Source organism: Nocardia sp. NPDC006044 (genome assembly GCF_042871115.1).
GTDB lineage: Bacteria > Actinomycetota > Actinomycetes > Mycobacteriales > Mycobacteriaceae > Nocardia.
The window spans coordinates 583,879-602,139 of the sequence record NZ_JBIAID010000004.1; the positions used below are offsets into that span (position 1 = coordinate 583,879).

An 18,261-nucleotide genomic window follows, 5' to 3' on the forward strand; every position below is an offset into this window, starting at 1 on the left:
GGTGATGCGTGGTGTGTTGAGAAAAATCGACATCTCGCACCGACTTCCCCGCAGAGGAGTCATAGGGCATGACCTCATCACTGAATCGTCGACCGGCCGTCCACGACGTGCGCACGGATTCGACACTGGTCTCCCGGATCGAGGACTTCGCCCGCACCACGCCGGCGGCGCCTGCCGTCCGGCACGGCGATCGGGAACTGATCTACGCGCAGCTGAACCAGCAGGCGAACCGACTCGCCCAGCAACTCGTCGGCTCGGGCGTGGCGCGCGGTGACATCGTCGCCATGTATCTCGGCCGTTCGATCGAGTGGGTGGTCGGCATGCTCGGCTGCCTGAAGGCCGGCGCGGTCTGCATGCCGCTGGATCCGGCCGCTCCGGCGGAACGGTTCAGCCGCGCGATCGAGGCCGCCCGGCCGGTCGTCGTGATCGGTGCGGGCAACGGCCACCCCATACCGGCCGGGCCCGATGGATTGCCCCGGGTGCTGCTCGACGCCGGGATCCCCGCGACGGACGACGTGGTCGATCTGCCCCGGCCGCCGCGTCGCGCCGAGCTCGCCTACGCCATGTTCACCTCGGGCTCCTCGGGCGCCGCGAAAATCGTGCTGGCCCAGCACTCTTGGATCGCCCTGAGCGCGGACCGCAGTGCGGCGATCAACGCGACCACCGGTGCCGATCGCGGCTCGTGGCTCGGTGCGGCCGGTGCCGGGATCGCGTTGCACGAGGTCAGCGGGCTGCTCTGGCGGGGCGCGCACATCGTGATCGGCGAGCGCGACGTGTACGCGAACCCGCGGGCGTTGCAGGAGTGGCTACTGGCGCAACGAATCACCCAGTGCTTCGTGGTCGCCCCGGTCGGCGAGGTCTTGCAGAGCCTGCCGTGGCCGCGCGACTGCGCACTGCGGCTGCTGACCTGCGGCGGCGAGCGGCTACATCGTTGGGGGCCTGCGGATTTGCCGTTCGAGGTGGCGGTGTCCTATGGCTGCCTGGAGGCGTTCCAGGTCGCTCATTCCTGCTATCCGTGGGAGCGACGGCACACCGCCGCGACCGCCACCGCCGCGGACCGCGAATTGCCGCCGACCGTCGGCCGCCCGATCGAGGGCGTCACCGTGCACCTGCTGGAGGAGGACGGGCTGACTCCGGTCGGCGACGGCATCGGTGAGGTGTGGATCGACTCGGACTGCCTGAGCCTGGGTTACCTCGGAGATCCGGCGCAGACGGCGGATCGATTCCGCCCCAATCCCTTCGGGGCAGCGGGTAGCCGGATCTACCGCTCCGGGGACGCTGGCCGGCTCCGTCCGGACGGCATCCTCGAACACCACGGCCGGATCGACGACATCGTCAAGATCCGCGGCAATCGCGTCGAACTCGGCGATGTCGAGTGGGCGCTCGGCCTGCACTCCGCCGTGCGCCGGGTCGCGGTGGTCACCGCGCCGGACGGCGACCAGGTGCGCCTCGTCGCCTGCTTCGTCGCCGAACGCGATGTGGCGCCGTTGGAATTGCGCAACTACGCACTGGAGCGGTTGCCGGACTGGATGGTTCCGGTCGCCTATGTGCAGCTGAACGCGTTGCCGCAGAACACCTCCAACAAGATCGATCGACGGCAGCTGCCACCCGCCGACTGGGCCCGCTGGCGGCCGGCGAGCACCTGGCGCGCCCCGGCCCCGGGCACGGAAACCGTGCTGGCCCGGCTGTTCTCCTATGTCCTGCGCCTGAACCGGGTCGGCGCGGACGACCACTTCGTCGAACTCGGCGGCGACTCCTTGCAACTGGCCGAGTTGCAAGGTCGCATCGAGCAGGAATTCGGCCGCCGGATCGAACTGGCCGATCTCCAGGTCGCCGGCACGGTCAGCGGCCTGGCCACGCTGCTCGACACCGCACCGCAGATCGGCGGTCTGCCCCCGCTGCACCGGGTCGAGCAGCATTCGAACATCACCGGGATACACACGAGCACAACACTTCCCGGACCAACGAGGGAGGCCGGCATGACCACCGACACGGGGACGATCAGCGAGGGACTGGCGACGGCCGTCCCGCCCGCGCAACGATCCGGGGTCGCGTCCGCGCCGCCACCGACCCTGCTCATCGACTTGGCCACCGGAATGTGGCGCACCCACACGCTGACCGCCGCGATCGAGACCGGCCTGTTCGAGGCCTTGGCCCCGAGCCCGGCAACGGCACTGGAGCTGGCCGGCCGGCTCGGCATCAACGAGCGCCCCGCGGAGATCCTGCTGACCGCGTGCACCGCGCTCGGCCTGCTGGAACACCAGGACGGGCGCTACCGCAACACCGCCGTGGCCGAGCGTTACCTGGTGCCCGGCCGGCCCGACTACTTCGGCGACTACGTGCAGATGGTGGCCAAACACACCGCGCCGGGCTGGAATCGGGCCGCCGAGGCGATCCGCACGGACGCGCCGAGCCGGCCGGTGGTCGACCCGAGCCGGACCATCTTCGAACAGGGCAACACCCCGGCCTACTTCTGGGGCGCGCTCTGGGCGTACTCCACGCTGACCGCCCGCACGCTGGCCGAGGCGGTAGACCTGTCCGGCGTGCGCCGAATCATGGATGTGGGCGGCGGATCCGGGGCCACCCTGATTGAATTGTGCAGGCAGCACCCGCATCTGAGCGGCACCGTGCTGGATCTGCCACACGTGTGCGCGATCGCGCAGGAACGGATCGACACCGCGGGCCTGTCCGGCCGGCTCGGTACCACCGCCGCCAACTTCTTCACCGATCCGCTGCCGACCGGGCATGACGCCGTGCTGCTTTCGATGATCATGCACGATTGGGACGAGGAGCGGAACCGCAAGATCCTCGCCGCCTGCCTGGACGCGCTGCCGTCCGGCGGCCTCGTGGTGATCAGCGAGCTCCTGGTGGACGACGACAAGACCGGTCCGGCGGACGCGGCGCTGATGAGCATGAACATGCTCGTCGGCTGCCTGGGACGGAACTACACCGCCGCCGAATACGGTGCGTGGCTGCGCGACGCGGGGTGTGTGCGGGTGCGCACGGTCCGGTTCGACTCGCCCGGCGCCAACGGCGTGGTGATCGGGGAGAAGGCGTGATGGAACGGCAGCAGCGCCGCTGGTTTCTGCGCGAACCCGCACCCGAGTCTCGAATGTTGCTGCTGTGCATGCCGTATTCGGGCTGCGGCGCGTCGATGTACCGGGCCTGGCCCGCGACCATCGGCGCGGCCGAGGTCGTTCCGTTGCAGCTACCCGGACGCGAGAACCGCATCAAGGAACCATATTTCGGCACCTATCAAGAGGTGGCCGCGGCGCTGCTGGACGATGTCGGCGAGCTGATCACGGCCCGTCCGTACGCGCTGTTCGGCCACTGCGGCGGTGCGCTGCCCGCGTTCGAGCTGGTGATCCAGATCGCGGAACGCGGTCTGCCCGCACCGGATCGGTACTTCGTGTCCAGCCAGGTCGCGCCGCAGGACGGGCCGTGGGGTCGCTTTCTCGGCCTGGACGAGCAGGGCCTGCGCGACGAGATCGCCGGGCTGCTCGCCGCGATGGGGGCGCCCGAATCGGCCGGTGAGCTGGTGGATCTCTTCATCGACGTGATGAAGGCCGACCTGGAGGCGAACAAGAGGTATTGGCGCCCGGCGGGTTCGGTGCCCTGCCCGATCACCGCACTGGGCTGGAGTGCGGATGTGGAGGTACCGCACACGCTGATGGGCGGCTGGCCGGAATGGGCGGAGACCGAGAAGGAGGTCCTGCCCGGCACGCACTACAGCTTCCTGAACGCGCCGCTGGAGTTGCTTGCGGTGCTGGCGGCCCGGCTCGCGGTCGGATCGGCGCCCGAACCGGCCGGCTGAGTGTAGTCAGTTGGCGGTCGAGCCAGCGCTCGCAGTCTTCGTGCTGCGCGCGTGTATCGGCAGGTAAAGGGTCCTTTCGCGCCGGTGTGCGGCATCGAAAATTTGTCCTTCTACAGACTTTTTCATGGTCGCTTGCAGAGTATTATGTTGACTTCGAGGGGTCTGTTCTCAACAGGCGACATCTAGCTGTAGTAAGTTGCAGATTGACTGGGAGGCCACGGCATGGGTCCACAGAGCGAGTTGCTTCGTCGACTGCGCCAGCTCCCGGGGGAGCGCCGAGACGAGTTGCTGGCCCAGCTGGCAGACGTCTCCTCCGGGGTCCGATCGGCACCGCTGTCCTACCGGCAGGAGCAGCTGTGGCTGTTCGACCGGCTCGCCCCGAGCAGCCTGGCCTATGGGCTCGGCTTCGCGTTCCCGATCGACGGCCCACTCGAGGTCGAGGCGTTGCGCGAGGCGCTGACCGACCTGTTGCGCAGGCACACGGTGCTGCGGTCGATCTTCCCGGACGAGGACACGCGCGGCACCCAGCAGGTGCTTTCGGTACCGGAGCTGCGGCTTACGGTGGAGGACGTAGCCGACGGGCAGTTGCGGGCGCGGGCGGACGAGGTGGTGCAGGACGAGTTGCGCCGCGGTCTGCAACTCGACACCGGCCCCGCGATCCGGCTCCGGTTGCTGCGCGCCGATCCGCAGCGGCATCTGCTGGTACTGGTCGGCCACTACATCGTGCTGGACCCGCGGTCGGCGCGGGTTGTACAGCGCGACTTGGCTTTCGCCTACCGCGCCAGGGTGGCCGGCGAGACGCCGCAGTGGCCGCAGGAAGCGATCGACTTCGGCGCCTACGCGAACTGGCAGCGGGAGTGGTGCGGGCAGGACACCGCTCGCGACGCCACCGAATATTGGCGGGGCGCGCTATCCGGCTGGGAGGGAACGGAATTGCCGCCGGACGGTCATCGTCCGCGACTGCTCGACCTGAGCAGCGACGTGGTCACCTGGTCGATGTCGCCGGAACTCGTTGCCGCCGTGCACACCCTGGCCGGGACGGCGGGCGCCGAGCGATACGACGTCTTGCTGGCCGCGTTGCTCGTGGTGATCGCCCGGCACACGGCCAGGGGCGATCTCACCATCGGCCTGCCGTTCGACGTCACCGGTCCGTTCGACGCCGATCGCCTGGTCGGCGACTGCGGCAATCTGATGCCGCTGCGCGTCGAATTGGACGAGGCGGACAGCTTCGTCGCGGTGGTCGCCGCGGTGCGGGCCGCTCGATTGGCCGGCGCCCTGCACGCGACGTTGCCGTTCAAGCTGATCCTGGACGCGCTCGGCGTGGAGCCGGATACCGGGCGGCTGCCCCTGGTTCAGATCGGTTTCGTCGATACCGGGGAACCCGCGGGTCCGATCGCGGCCGACGCCGTGCGGATCGGCTGCGAGCAGGTCGACGCCGGGGCCGGGGCGTTCGAACTGGCACTCGAGGTCAGCGGCGGCGAACGGCCGACGGTGGCACTGCGATTCGCCACCGCGCTCTACCGTCGCGCCACCGCCGACCGCCTGTTGGACCGGTTCCTGCAAACCCTCGGCGCCCTCTGCGCCCAGCCCGACCGGCCGCTGGGCGACGCCCCGTTCGGCACCGCGCGGGAACGCGCGGACATCCTCGAACACTGGAACGCCCCGATCGGGCTGCCCCTGGACACCCCGGTGCACGAACTCTTCGCCGAGGTCGCCGCCGCCGACCCGGATCACGTGGCGCTGGTCTGGCAGGACGGCAGCCTGAGCTACCGCGCGCTGGACGACTGGTCGCGCCGCATCGCCGACCGGCTCGCCGCGGCCGGCGCCGGACCCGGTGACCTGATCCCGGTGGTGATGGAACGCGGGCCCGCGCTGATCGCGGTCGCGCTCGGCGTGCTCCGCGCCGGGGCCGCCTACGTGCCGCTCGACGTCACTCAGCCCGACGAGCGGCTGGCGATGATCCTGGCGGATACCGACGCGAAAACCATTGTCGTCTCGCCGACTACGGCAGGGCGGGTGCCGCCGGCGCATCGGGTGGTCATCGACCCCGACCCGGACCACGAATCACTGCGGCTGCCGGATCCGCCCGGCCTCGCGCCCGCGGTGCCACCGGCCGCGGCCGCCTACGTGATCTACACGTCCGGCTCCACCGGCAAGCCCAAAGGTGTTGTGGTCGAGCACCGTAACGTCACCAACTTCGTGCGCACCGTGCGCGAGATGTTCGACCTCACCCCGCAAGACCGGGTGCTGCACTTCAATTCGCCCGGTTTCGACGTCTCGGTCTTCGAGATCTTCGGCACGCTGCTCAGCGGCGCCGTGCTGTATGTGATGGACGAGGACCAGCGGCGTTCGGTGGACGCGCTGGACGCGGTGCTGCGCGGGCAGCGGATCACCATTGTCGATCTGCCGCCGGCCATCATGGGATTGCTTGCGCCGGAAGGTTATCCGGATCTGCGGGTGGCGTTCGTGGGCGGCGAGGCGTTCACCGGTGAGCTGACCACCCGATGGGCGCGCGGCCGCGGTTTCTGGAACGGCTACGGGCCGACCGAGACCACCGTGACCGTGGTGGCCAAACTCTGTGCGGGGGAATGGACCTCGTCTCCGCCGATCGGGCGCGCGATGGCGAACCACCGTGCCTACGTCGTGGACAGCACCGGGGCGGGCGTGCTGCCGCCCGGCGCGATCGGCGAGCTGGCCATCGCCGGACTCGGCGTGGCGCGCGGATACCTCGGCCGCCCCGATCTGACCGCGGACCGGTTCCGGCCGGACCCGGACGGGCCGCCCGGATCGCGCCGCTACCTCACCGGCGACCTCGCGGTCTGGGACGACGCGGGCGATCTGTGCTTCGTCGGCCGGGCCGATCGTCAGGTGAAGATCCGCGGCGTCCGGATCGAATTGGGCGAGGTGGAGGCCGCGCTGCACGCGGTGGCCGGGGTCGCCCAGGCGGTGGCCTCGGTGGTGATCGAGCCGCGAACCGGCGCGATGCTGGTCGCCTATGTGGTCCCCGAGCGGGCCGGTGAGCTGCAACTCGATTCCGTGCGCGCGGCGGTGAGCGGGCGGCTGCCCGCGGCGATGGTGCCCTCGGTGCTGGTGCCGCTGGATGAGGTGCCGCTCACGCCGAGCGGCAAGATCGACCGGCGGCGGTTGCCCGCGGTGGAGTTCTCGGTCGACGAGCTGACCGATGCCGACGAGGAGAACAGCACGCCCACCGAACGTGTCATGCGCGCAGAGGTTTTCGCGCCGCTGCTCGGTGTCCGGATCGGCAACGACGTGAACTTCTTCGCCGCGGGCGGGACGAGCCTGGAGGCCATCCAGCTGTCCTCGCGGGTCAACGCGGTGTTCGGGGTGGCGCCCTCGATCGCGGACTTCTTCGCCGACCCGACGGTGTCCGGCTTGGCCGCGCTGGTCGACGCGGCGAAGGCCGAGCAGCAGACGCAGCAGGACGCCCTCGCGGACGCGCTGAAGCTGGTCGAGGGCCGCAGCGACGCCGAAATCGCCGCGCTGGCAGCCGAATTGGACGGGACGGCGGTGCAATGACCGCCGATATCGGGACGGTGAGTTACGCGACGGACTCGCTCTGGGTGCGCAGGCTGCCGCGCCCGGGTGCCCGGCAGCGGCTGATCTGCTTGCCGTTCGCCGGTGGCGGCGCGTCGGTGTTCCAGCGGATGGCGGCCTTGCTGCCGGCCGAGATCGAGACGGTGGTGGTGCAGCCGCCGGGGCGCGAGGATCGGTCGCGGGAAGACCCGCCGAGTGACATCGGACGGCTGGTTACCGCGTGCGCGATCGCGTTGCGCCCCTATACGACGATGCCGTATGCGTTGTACGGGCATTGTGCCGGTGGGCTTTTGGCGTTCGAGATCGCGCACGAGATGGGTAGCCGGTTCGGGATCTGGCCGCAGCGGCTGATCGTCGGGGAGCAGCCCCCGCCGCAGGCGCCGCCGCCCGCGGACCCGCTCCATCGGCTGCCCGGCGAACAATTGCTGGCGGCCGTGCGCGAGCGCGGCGGGCTGCCGGAGGCGGTGGTGCGCAACGCGGAGTTGCAGGAGTTCCTGCTGCCGATGCTGCGCAGCGAGTTCGCGCTCTGGGAGAACTACCGATACCGGCCGCGCGCGCCGCTGCCGGTGCCGATCACCACGGTGCGCGGGTCCACCGGATCGGTGGATGCGCCGACCCTGGCCGGCTGGGCCGAGCAGACCAGCGCCGGATACACCGCGCTGAGCGTCGAGGGCGGTCACTACTTCATCGTCGGACTCACCGCGGCGGTCGCACGGCGGATCGGCGAGCAGTTGCCCGCCGTGGTACCGGCCGCTTAGGACGAAAGGACGCTCGCGTGCGCACTGCCGCCAGCCCAAGCACCCGGATCGCACCGGACGAGATCGCCCGGATCGCGGCGGACACGGCGGGCGTGCTCGACGCGGCCGCCGTGTACGACCGGCAGCTACGTTCCCGGCGGACTCGGCAGCCGACCGAGGCCGGCCACGTGCCCAGGGGTGTCGCGATCTCGCCGGACCGGCTCGCGTCGACCCGCGGGCCGGAGCCGGTTTTGCCCGCGGACGCGGTGCCGACCTTGCCGGAGGCGCTGGCCCGCGCCGCGCGGGTGGCCCCGGATCGGGGCACCACCTATGTGCTGCCGGACGGGAGCACGGATCGGCAGACCTACGCCGAGCTGTACGACGACGCTCGCCGGATGCTCGGCGGGCTGCGCGGACACGGTCTGGCGGTGGGGGATTCCGTGCTGTTGCAGTGTGCCGACAGCCGGAACTTCGTCACCGTCTGGTGGGCCTGTGTGCTCGGTGGATTCCTGCCCACCGCGGTGGCTCCGGCGCCCGAGTACCGGACCGACAACGCCGGGGTGCGCAAGCTGGTCGCCGCCTGGGAACTACTCGGACATCCGCCGGTGGTCGCCGATCCCGAGTTGCTCACCGGGGTGTGCTCGCTGGGCGATCGGTTGCCCGGCGGCGAGGCGTTGCGTGTGCTGGACGCGAGTACGCTGTCCGGCCCGGACTTGGCCGGCTGGACGGTGCCCGATCCGGGGCAACTGGCCGTGAACCTGTTGACCTCCGGCAGCACCGGCACGCCCAAATGCGTTCAGCACTATCACCATACGATCGTCGCGCGGACCTACGCCGCGATCGACGCGAACGACTTCACCGAGCACGAGGTGTCGCTGAACTGGATGCCGCTGGACCATGTCGGCGGGATGATCATGTTCAACCTACGGGACGTGTTTCTCACCTGCGAGCACGTCAATGTGCGGACGGAGTCGGTGATCGGCCGTCCGCTGCTGTGGCTGGACTGTGTCGACCGATTCCGGGCGACCTGCACGTGGGCGCCGAACTTCGCGTTCTCGCTGGTCTGTCAGCGGCCCGAGGAGATCGCGGCGGGCGCTTGGGATCTGAGCAGCCTGACCAACATCTGCAACGCGGGCGAGGCGGTGGTGGCGCGCACCGCGCGGCGCTTCGTGGAACTGCTTGTGCCGCATCGGCTCCCGGCCGACGCCATGGTGCCGTGCTGGGGGATGTCGGAGACGTCTTCGGGGGTGACCTACGCCCGCATGCGGCTCGATGACCCGGCGGCGGGGACCATCACGCTCGAGCCCGCCTCGTTGGACGGTGGGCTGCGCGAACTGCCGGTCGGCACGCCGGGTGCGCTGGTGGTGACCGAGGCGGGGACGCCGATACCCGGTGTGGCGCTGCGCATTACCGACGATCAGGCGAACGTGCTGCCCGAAGGGCGGGTCGGCCGGCTGCACGTGTCCGGGCACACCGTGCACCGCGGGTACGCGCACAACGAGCGGGCGAACCGGGAGAGTTTCACCGCCGACGGCTGGTTCGACACGGGGGATCTGGGGTTTCTCCGCGACGGCCGGTTGTATCTCACCGGTCGCGGGAAGAACACCGTGATCGTCAACGGCGCGAACTTTCCGGCGCACGAGATCGAGGCGGTGGTCGAGCAGGTTCCTGGCGTGCGGCCGGCCTGTTCGGCGGTGGTCGGGGTGCCCGACGCGGACACCGGGACCGATGCGCTGGTGGTGTTCTTCGTGCCGGAAACCGATGACGTGCCCGCGCTGGTGGACGCCATTCGAGGTGCGCTGGCGCGGGATCTGGCGTTGCGGGCGACCTATCTGGTGCCCGTGACCGCCCAGGAGTTCCCGCGGCAGCAGGGCGGAAAAGTGCAGCGCGAGCGGTTGTTCGAAGGCTGGCACGCCGGGCGGTTCGATGACCGTTGTTACGGCGGGGAAGTCGAGGGCGCCGGTCCCGAAGTCACGGAGGACGACACCGGTGTGGCGGCGCTCGCGGTCGGCTGGGAGCCGTCCGACCAGCCGCTGCGACGGCGATCCGACGGCCCGGTGATTGCCTGTGTCAGCGGGCCGGAGGTCGATTGGCTCGCGCCGGTTGATGTTCTGCTCCCGGCCCGTAGCGACCACTTCGGAAAAGCCTTGGAACAGGCGCTGGATCGGGTCGGAACTGTTGCGCCGCAGGTGCTTTTCGTCGCCACCGGTGCGGTCGCCGATGCGTCCGGTGCCGTGCTGGCGCAATTCCTCACGGCGGCAAGGGTGCTGGCGCGGGTTCGGCCCGATGCCGAGCTCACCGTCCTCACTACCGGTGCCGCGCATGCCGTTCCCGGTGATCTGGTGGTGCCGGATCGGGTCGGCCTGACCGCGCTGGTCCGGACCGCGCGCGCGGAACGAGTGGTCGCCCGCTGCACGCTGATCGATGCCCCGGCCGACGCGGACGCGAATGTGCTTGCCGTACTGGCACAACAGCGGCACGAGCAGGATGTGGTCGCGGTCCGCGACGGAGTTCCGTGGCAGCAGCGGTTGCGCACGGTGCCGCTGCCGGAGGCGTTCGACGTGCCCGCCGGCGTGCTGCCGCGCGGCGGAACCTGCTTGCTCACCGGCGGACTCGGCGGGCTGGGACGGATGGTGGCCGAGCATCTGGTGACCGCGCACGGCGCCCGTTTGCTGATCGTAGGGCGCACGCCGGTCGCGGAATTGGACGCCGGCGCGCAGGCGGAACTGGAGATCCTCGCCACGGTCGGTGAGGTCCGATATCGCCAGGTCGACGTGGCCGATTCCGACGCGGTGCGCCGGGAGGTGACGGCGGCCGAGGCGGAGTGGGGGCGCGGGCTGGACCTGGTGCTGCACCTCGCGGGCGCTCCGGTCGCGCCGCAGTGGGATCGATTGTCCGAGCACGAGTTACGCACCGAATCCACGGACTGGCTGGATCGGATGCTGCGCCCGAAGGCCGGTGGCTGCGTCGCCATCGACGCGATCCTGGCCACCCGGCCGGATACGGCCGTCGTGGTCTTCTCCTCCGTCAACGGACTGTTCGGCGGCACCGGGTTCGGCGCCTACGCCGCGGCCAACGCGGTACTCGACGGCTGGGCGCAGCGCTGGTCGGCGACGGGCAGGCGGGCACAGAGCCTGGCCTGGAGTATGTGGGGCGGGCCGGGCATGAACCAGGGGAGCCCGCTCGTCCCGGCCGCTCGGCATCGGGGTCTGTCGTTGATCGATCCGGTGTCCGGGATGGTGGCGCTGTTGCGTGCGCTGCATGTCGGGGCGCCGCACCTGCTGCTCGGCGCCGATCCGGCGCACGAGCAGATCAAGCCGTTCCTGGCCGCGGACCAATTGCGCAGCGGGACAATCGCGGTCGCGGTGGTGCCGCAGCCGGGGGCCGATCCGCAGCGGGTGCGGTCGGCGGTGGCGGCCAGGCTGGCCGGGCACGCGATCTTCGCCCGGGTGGCGGTGACCTCGCGCATCGAGCGGGACCGCGGCGGCGCCCCGGACCGGGCGGCGTTGCTGGCCGCGATCGGCGCCGGGAGTTCCGGCTACGTGGCGCCCGAGGGCTGGCTCGAAGAGCTGGTGGCGGGGGCGGCGGCCGCCGTGCTCGCGGTGGCCAGGGTCGGGCGGGAGGATTCGTTCTTCGGGCTCGGGTTCGACTCGTTGCGGGCCGTGCAGCTGGCGGCGGCGTTGAGCGAGCGGCTCGCGCAGCAGGTGAGCGTCGGGTTGCTGTACGAGTCGCCGACTGTGCGTTCACTGGCCGCCAGCATCGCGGTCTGAGCGTCGGTAATTCCCTCTCCGCCAACAGAAATTGATAAGACGATGGCCTTTCCGGTTGTATCCGGAAAGGCCATCGTCGAGCAGGGCCGTAACCCTTATCGCGGGGCCGTGGTGGTAGGCGCGCTCTGTGGCGGTCGGCTCGAACGACTCCATCGATTCATCGCGGGCCGTTCCACGTACAGATGCAGCAGCACCGACAACCCGATACTGACCGCGATCGTCACCACCGACAACGCGATCACCCAAGGCCACGAGGAGGTTCCACTCGGATCCCCGCCCCAGCTCGGCGAGGTGCGCCCGATCGGACCGTAGGCCACGACCAGCCAGTGGATCAGGTAGATCGAATAGGAGATCTCGCCGAGGAGCACCATCTTCCGCCCGCCGAATGCCGTTGCGCGCGAGCCGAGATCGGCGGTCGCGACGGCACCGATCACCAGCGCCATCGGCAGCGCCTGCAGCACCGCGACGCCGAACCGCAGCGGCAGCACCCCCTGCGCGAACACCGCGAGGATCGGCAGCACGAGCGCCACCGGCAGCGGGAAGCGAATCCACTTGCCGTGAATCAGGATCTGCGCCAGCACCATGCCGAGGATGAACTCCAGCATCCGCACCGGCGGGAAGAAGGTCATGAACCACATCTGCAGCCACGGCACGCCGGTGCCACGCTGAATCTCCGAGGCGGGCAACAGCCTCGCCACGAACGGCACCGACCAGATCAGCGCGTAGATCGCGATGAACGCCGGCCACAGGCGTTCGGGCCGGATCTTCTGCACCAGCGGCAGCAGGATCGGGAACAGCAGGTAGAACAGCAGATCCAGGCCCAGCGACCAGGTCGGCGCGTTCGACCAGAGGTTGTACAGCAGGTGCTGGTCCGGAATCCAGGCGTGCACCAGGAACAACGTGGCCACCGTGTCGCGCGCCGACAGGGCATGCCCGGCGATCGCGGCGAGCACGCACAGCGCGGCGAAGGTGACCAGATGGTTCGGATAGACCCGGAAGAACCGGCGCCGCCAGAACCGTTTCACCGGAACCTTTTTGGTGGTGACCCAGGTCAGCACGAACCCGCTCAGCACGAAGAAGAACGACAGCGCGGCGATGCCGATGGCGTGGAACGTGCCGATCACCGGCCGCGAGTCGGTCAACCGCGGCAGCACGTTGATCCCGACGTGGCACAGCACCACCGCCATCGCCGCGTAGAAGCGCAACCCGGTGAGCGAGGGCATGGTTCGCGTGCGGTCCACCGCCGGTTCCGGCGAACCGGCCGTCGGCGCGGGGACCGCTTTCAGCGTGGGTTCCTCCATGGGACTTCCTCCAGCAACTGATGTCGTCAGGTGATCACGAGGTCGCGACGCCATGCTCACGCACCTCCGTCGGCCGCGGTCGGCGGGAGCTCACCGGCCAGTTCGCGGATCGCGGTGGCCTGATAGAACTTCCGGGCCGGCAGGCGCACCCCCTGTTCGGCCTCGATCAGGTCGAGCACCTCGATGGCGGTCAGCGAGGTGCCGCCGAGGGCGAAGAACTCGTCGTCCGGGGTGGTCTCGTGCTTCAACTGGAGCACGCGCTGGAATACGCTCTGCACATAGCGGATTCGGGCCTCGTCGCGGACCCGTGCCGGACTGTCCATCGTCATCACCTCGTCAAAGGGCAGCGGCACTGTGCTGCGCCGGTTGCTGAATCGGTCGATCATTCGGTTCGTGGTTCCGGTCGTCCGGCCGCCGGGCGAGCAACTCTCGCGCGGCGTCCAGCACGGCCTCGGTACTCACGCCATGTGCCCGCAACACGGTCTGCTGGTCGTGCACGCGGTCGCCGGGACGCCCGCGGACCGCCAATCGGCGCAGTGGCACGGCCGATTCGGCCGACACCACCTCGGCGACCGCGTCACCGAGGCCGCCCTGCGGGCGATGCTCCTCGACGGTGACGACGCCTGCGCGGCCGCGACAGGCGGCCAGCAGGCCGTCCCGGTCCAGCGGGTGCAGGGTGTGCAGGTCGACGACCTGCGTGCCGATCCCCTCGGCGGCCAGCTCATCGGCCGCTTCGAGGGCGAAAAGCAGGGGCAGCGGGCCTGCCGCCACGACGGTGACGTCCGCGCCCTCGCGCAGCACCCTGGCCCGGCCGAGCACGAGATCGGGCATCGGGCCCGGTGGCGCCGGGGTGGCCGAGCGGCCGAGGCGCAGGTAGGCCGGACCGGGCAGGGCGTGCAATTGCCTGGTGGCAGCGGCGATGTGACGCGCGTCGCCGGGGACGACGATGGCCAGGTCGAACAGGGCGCGGGTCACCGCCAGGTCTTCCAGCGCGAAGTGGCTGGTGCCGAAATGCGCCGCGGAGACGCCGCCGTGGGTGGCGATCACGCGGACCGGTAGCCGGTTGCCGACGATGTCGAGCTTGAGGAACTCACCCGCGCGCATGGTGGCGAAGGTGGCCATGGTGTGCACATACGGGATGAAGCCGCGGCGCGCGAGCCCGGCGGCGACCGTCATCAGGTTGGCCTCGGCGATGCCGACATTGAGGTAGCGGTCGGGGAATTGCGCGCCGAAGGTGTTCTCCAAGCCGCCGGTGTCGGAGTCGAGGCAGATCACCCGCGGGTCGGCGGCGGCCAGCTCCAGCAGGGCCTCCCGGTAGGCCGCGCGGGGATCGGGGCCGAGCTCCGGAACGATCGGTGTGCCGGTCATGACGCACCACCCGCCGGACGGGCGAGCGCGGCCAATGCTCGACGCACCAGCGCGGGCTTGAGTTTGGCGTAGTGCCCCGCCACCCGGTCTTCCAGGAAGGGCACGCCACGCCCTTTCACGGTTCGGGCGATCACCATGACCGGGCCGTCCGGCGACGGCCGCAAAGCCTCGCGCAGTGCGGACAAGTCGTGTCCGTCGATGCCGCGCACCTGCCAGCCGAACGCGGTGAACTTGGCCTCGAGTGGTTCGAGGCCGACGCACTCTTCCGTTCGGCCGGTGATCTGTAAACCGTTGCGGTCCACCGCCGCAACCAATCCGGGCAGCCTGCGGTGCCCGGCCAGCAGTGCCGCCTCCCAGACGCTGCCCTCTTGCAGTTCGCCGTCGCCGAGCAGGGTGTACACGTGACGGTCGCCGCCGGACAATTGCTCGGCCAGCGCGAGACCGATCGACAGGCCCAGACCGTGACCCAGTGAGCCGGTGGCGAATTCGACTCCCGGCAGTTCGCCCGGCGGATGGCCGAACAGGCGGCTACCCGGGCGGGCGTAGGTGTCCAGCTCCTCGACCGGGATCCGGCCGAGCTGGGCCAGCGCGCTGTACAGCGCCGGTGCCGCATGACCCTTGCTGAGCACGAAAGCGTCTCCAGGACGGAGCAATTCGGCGTAGAGGACGGCGATCAGGTCGGCGCTGGAAAGGCTGCCGCCCGCGTGGGCTCCCTCGGGACCACCCGCCATCCGGATCACGTCTTCGCGGATTCGTCGCGCCATCGCCGCCGGATCGCGCGTCGGTGCGGCATCGGCCGCTGCCGCACCGTTCGCGGGCGGGGCGGGGGAATGCGGCGGGCCGGTGGTGGCCATGGCCATGTCGGGTTCCCTTCGAGTCGGTGGGTCAGCCCTTGCGGAGCACTTCGCGCCAGCCGGGCGCGGGGCGGGAACCGGCCATTCGGCGGATGAGATCCAGGTTCTGCCAAGCCTTTTCGAACGCGTCGGCATAGCGCTGGAGCAGTGGGCCCGCGGCGGGATCGAGGTGGCGGCGCTGCAGGCAGAGGGATCCGTCGACGACGGCGGCGGTGACCGGGAAACGCTCGGCGACCTCGTCCAGTGCGGCCGACTCGGACAGACCTGCTCGGCGGAACGCGGGGTGCGCGGGCAGCGGGACGACCTGATACTGCGAGACCGGAACGCCCTCGGCCCGCAGCACCCGGTGCAGGGCGGCGCGCAGACCGGTCCGGTGTTCGGGTCCGAGGCCGAACGCGGCGGGGTCGGGCATCAGGCGCAGGATGTGCCAGGCATGGGTGCGGCCGGGCGGGACGCTGGGGACGCGCAGTCCGGGCAGTTGGGCCAGCCGGTTGAGGAAGGCGCGAATGTGTGGCTCGCGCTGCCGGGCGGCGTCCTCGAAGCGGGTCAGCTGGGACAGGGTGAATGCCGCGGCGACCGGCGCTATCCGGGCGTTGAGCGCCGTCTGGTGGGCGATATAGGTGCGGGCGCCGGACGGTGTCAGTTCGCCGAAGTTGCGCAGCCGGACCAACTGTTCGTGCAGGTCGTCATCGTCGGTGGTGATCAGGCCGCCCTCGCCGCAGGTCGGCAGGTTCTTGTGCGGGTGCAGGCTGAAACAGCCCGCGGCGCCGAGCGCGCCGACGCGGCGGCCGCCGAGTTCCGCGCCGTGTGCCTGGGCGGCGTCCTCCACAACCGGGATGCCGAGGCGATCGGCCAGCTTGCGCAGTGCGGGCATATCCGCCGGGAGGCCGTGCAGGTGCACCGGCAGCAGGGCTTTGGTGCGTGGTCCCGCGGCGTGGGCGGCCGAGCGCGGATCGAGGGTGTAGGTCTCGGGTTCGACGTCGGCGAAGACGGCGGTGCCGCCGGCCGCGTAGACGGCGTGGGCGGTGGCGTTCATGGTCAGCGCCGGGACGATCACCTCGTCGCCGGGTCCGATGCCGCGGCCGCGCAGGGCCAGGTGCAGGGCGGCGGTGCCGGAGGCGACGGCGACGCAGTGCCGGGTTCCGGTGGCGTCGGCCCAGGCGTTTTCCAGTTCGCCGACCTCGGGTTCCGCGGGGGTGGCGGCGTTGAGCTTGCCGCTGCGGAGCACGCGGAGCACGGCCTGTTCGTCCGCCGCGGTCACGATCGGCCAGTCGCCGCCCGCGGTGTCCTTGGGGACGGCGCGCGGTCCGCCGAGTAGCGCAAGGCCGGTGTCAGGCATGGGCGGAGACCACTTCACTGCCGCGGAACATACCGCATGTGCATGCAGACTCTACACAGTCGGCATACGAAAGTTGTCGGGTTTTTGCGCCGCCGACGGCCTGTTCATCCCGGTTCCCGCGACCGGCCAGCTCGATCTCCACCGCCCTTGTCTCCCTGTCTATTCCGCGATGAGGCAGCCGAACCGAGTCGTCGACTCGAATACTCTGCGATCGCTTCTGCCAGTGCCTGCCCCGTGGTCACGTCAGGTTTTCCGTGTCCCTTTGGCTGTGCGATCTGGGGTGTGTTGACGTGAAGTATGTGTTAGTTTTTGCAGTGTGAATATAGACAGTAGTCACACAATCTACGGGAGGCAACCCATGACTACCGCAGTAAGTGCGGAGTGTCCCGAGTGCCGGGATTCGGTGGAACTGTCCAATGACCTGCTGGTTGCCGAGATCGTGATCTGTCAACACTGCACGAGCGAGCTCGAGGTAGTGGCGACCGGACCCGTCGTCTTGGCGTTGGCGCCCGAGGTCGAAGAGGACTGGGGCGAGTAGTGAAGGTGAGCGTCGTCGGCGCGGCCGGCTACACCGGTGGCGAACTGCTCCGGTTGGTGCACGGACATCCGGAATTGGAGCTGGTGCAAGCCATCTCGCGCCGGTATGCGGGCAGGCCGGTGTCGGAGGTGCACCCGAATCTGCATCACCTCGGGCTGACCTTCCACGCGCCGCCGGAGCTCGATCGAGTGAGTGTCGCCTTTCTGGCGGTGTCGATGGGCGCCGCCGCAGAGCTGGAGGCCGGTGTCGGCGAGCGCGCGGAGACGATCGTGGATCTGAGCCCGGACTTCCGGGCAGGCGCCCGGTCGGCGTCGGGTGTCGCGTACCGGACCGGGCTGCCGGAACTCTTCGCCGACGAGTTGGCCGGCGCCACCCGGATCAGCGTTCCCGGCTGCATGGCGACGGCCGTCATCCTGGCCCTGGAGCCGGTACAGCGCGCGGGGCTGGTGTCCGGTGACGTGGTGGTGGACGCGCGGACCGGCTCATCGGGTTCCGGCGCCGAGCCCACGCCGGCGTCCCATCACGCCGAGCGCGGCCAGGCCTTCCGGGTCTACCGCCCGGCCGGACACCGGCACGAGGCGGAGATCGCCGAGCTCGCCGGGGTGCGGGCGCGGATGACCGTCACGGCCGTCCCCGCGGTGCGTGGCGTGCAGGTGGTCTGTCATGTCACGCCGCCGCGGCCGGTCACTCGGCAAGAGGTCTTGCGGGTTCTGCAGCGGGCCTACCGCGACCGCCCGTTCGTCCGGGTGGTGGCGCGCGGCCGCGGCGTGCATCGGATGCCGGATCCACAGTTCTTGTCCGGCAGCAACTTTGTCGATATCGGCTGCGCCGTGGACCCGGACGGTGGCCGGATCGTGCTGGTCGCCGCCCTGGACAACTTGGTCAAGGGTGCGGCGGGTGGCGGCGTGCAGAGCCTGAACGTTGCCAGCGGCTTGGCCGAGGACGCGGGTCTGGGATTCCCCGGCCTGCATCCTGCCTGAGCGGA

The 18,261-nt window shown here is 70.2% G+C and carries 12 protein-coding genes; 7 read left to right on the forward strand and 5 right to left on the reverse strand.

The genetic code is table 11. The annotated features are described in order from the left end of the window. Positions 1-68 precede the first annotated feature (68 nt). From ACFYO1_RS33810 to ACFYO1_RS33830, 5 genes are all read left to right on the forward strand, one after another. Entirely contained in the window at positions 69-3,059 is a 2,991-nt protein-coding gene (locus ACFYO1_RS33810; protein WP_387240186.1) for an AMP-binding protein, read from the forward strand. Then, complete coding sequence (locus tag ACFYO1_RS33815; RefSeq protein WP_387241666.1) at positions 3,059-3,814, forward strand: thioesterase II family protein; 756 nt, start codon at positions 3,059-3,061, stop codon at positions 3,812-3,814. Before ACFYO1_RS33810 ends, ACFYO1_RS33815 begins: the two co-directional genes overlap by 1 nt. Positions 3,815-4,036: 222 nt before the next feature. Continuing rightward, the gene (locus ACFYO1_RS33820) at positions 4,037-7,351 is read left to right on the forward strand and encodes an amino acid adenylation domain-containing protein (protein WP_387240189.1); all 3,315 of its coding nucleotides are present in this window, start codon (positions 4,037-4,039) and stop codon (positions 7,349-7,351) included. Next, the gene (locus ACFYO1_RS33825) at positions 7,348-8,127 is read left to right on the forward strand and encodes a thioesterase II family protein (protein ID WP_387240192.1); all 780 of its coding nucleotides are present in this window, start codon (positions 7,348-7,350) and stop codon (positions 8,125-8,127) included. Before ACFYO1_RS33820 ends, ACFYO1_RS33825 begins: the two co-directional genes overlap by 4 nt. A 17-nt stretch (positions 8,128-8,144) precedes the next feature. Next, on the forward strand, positions 8,145-11,876 hold the full coding sequence (locus ACFYO1_RS33830; protein ID WP_387240195.1) for an SDR family NAD(P)-dependent oxidoreductase: 3,732 nt from the start codon (positions 8,145-8,147) through the stop codon (positions 11,874-11,876). 95 nt (positions 11,877-11,971) lie between these two features. On the opposite strand, the gene ACFYO1_RS33835 is transcribed toward ACFYO1_RS33830, so the two are convergent. The 5 genes from ACFYO1_RS33835 to ACFYO1_RS33855 are packed head-to-tail and all read right to left on the reverse strand — an operon-like array spanning position 11,972 to position 16,738. Further along, complete coding sequence (locus ACFYO1_RS33835) at positions 11,972-13,177, reverse strand: acyltransferase family protein (RefSeq protein WP_387240198.1); 1,206 nt, start codon at positions 13,175-13,177, stop codon at positions 11,972-11,974. Between the two features lie 56 nt (positions 13,178-13,233). After that, positions 13,234-13,500 carry an acyl carrier protein gene (locus tag ACFYO1_RS33840; RefSeq protein ID WP_387240201.1) on the reverse strand — a complete coding sequence of 89 codons (267 nt, stop codon included), beginning with the start codon at positions 13,498-13,500 and terminating at the stop codon, positions 13,234-13,236. Positions 13,501-13,513: 13 nt separating this feature from the next. After that, positions 13,514-14,545 carry a transketolase family protein gene (locus ACFYO1_RS33845; RefSeq protein WP_387240204.1) on the reverse strand — a complete coding sequence of 344 codons (1,032 nt, stop codon included), beginning with the start codon at positions 14,543-14,545 and terminating at the stop codon, positions 13,514-13,516. After that, entirely contained in the window at positions 14,542-15,405 is an 864-nt protein-coding gene (locus ACFYO1_RS33850; protein WP_387240207.1) for a transketolase, read from the reverse strand. The genes ACFYO1_RS33845 and ACFYO1_RS33850 overlap by 4 nt, the downstream gene beginning before the upstream one ends. 25 nt (positions 15,406-15,430) lie before the next feature. Then, positions 15,431-16,738 carry a DegT/DnrJ/EryC1/StrS family aminotransferase gene (locus ACFYO1_RS33855; protein WP_387240210.1) on the reverse strand — a complete coding sequence of 436 codons (1,308 nt, stop codon included), beginning with the start codon at positions 16,736-16,738 and terminating at the stop codon, positions 15,431-15,433. A gap of 358 nt (positions 16,739-17,096) precedes the next feature. On the opposite strand from ACFYO1_RS33855, the gene lysW reads away from it, so the two are divergent. Further along, positions 17,097-17,276 (forward strand): lysine biosynthesis protein LysW, encoded by a 180-nt coding sequence (gene lysW / locus ACFYO1_RS33860; RefSeq protein ID WP_387240213.1) that lies wholly within the window; start codon positions 17,097-17,099, stop codon positions 17,274-17,276. Continuing rightward, entirely contained in the window at positions 17,276-18,256 is a 981-nt protein-coding gene (gene argC, locus ACFYO1_RS33865) for an N-acetyl-gamma-glutamyl-phosphate reductase (protein WP_387240216.1), read from the forward strand. The genes lysW and argC overlap by 1 nt, the downstream gene beginning before the upstream one ends. The last annotated feature ends 5 nt before the right edge of the window (positions 18,257-18,261 follow it).

Bases quoted from the DNA above. Each gene is read 5' to 3' on its own strand.
- lysW (WP_387240213.1), top strand. From the start codon at position 17,097: ATGACTACCGCAGTAAGTGCGGAGTGTCCCGAGTGCCGGGATTCGGTG.
- ACFYO1_RS33840 (WP_387240201.1), bottom strand. From the start codon at position 13,500: ATGGACAGTCCGGCACGGGTCCGCGACGAGGCCCGAATCCGCTATGTG.
- ACFYO1_RS33820 (WP_387240189.1), top strand. From the start codon at position 4,037: ATGGGTCCACAGAGCGAGTTGCTTCGTCGACTGCGCCAGCTCCCGGGG.
- ACFYO1_RS33850 (WP_387240207.1), bottom strand. From the start codon at position 15,405: ATGGCCATGGCCACCACCGGCCCGCCGCATTCCCCCGCCCCGCCCGCG.
- ACFYO1_RS33835 (WP_387240198.1), bottom strand. From the start codon at position 13,177: ATGGAGGAACCCACGCTGAAAGCGGTCCCCGCGCCGACGGCCGGTTCG.
- ACFYO1_RS33825 (WP_387240192.1), top strand. From the start codon at position 7,348: ATGACCGCCGATATCGGGACGGTGAGTTACGCGACGGACTCGCTCTGG.
- ACFYO1_RS33855 (WP_387240210.1), bottom strand. From the start codon at position 16,738: ATGCCTGACACCGGCCTTGCGCTACTCGGCGGACCGCGCGCCGTCCCC.
- ACFYO1_RS33815 (WP_387241666.1), top strand. From the start codon at position 3,059: ATGGAACGGCAGCAGCGCCGCTGGTTTCTGCGCGAACCCGCACCCGAG.
- ACFYO1_RS33845 (WP_387240204.1), bottom strand. From the start codon at position 14,545: ATGACCGGCACACCGATCGTTCCGGAGCTCGGCCCCGATCCCCGCGCG.
- ACFYO1_RS33810 (WP_387240186.1), top strand. From the start codon at position 69: ATGACCTCATCACTGAATCGTCGACCGGCCGTCCACGACGTGCGCACG.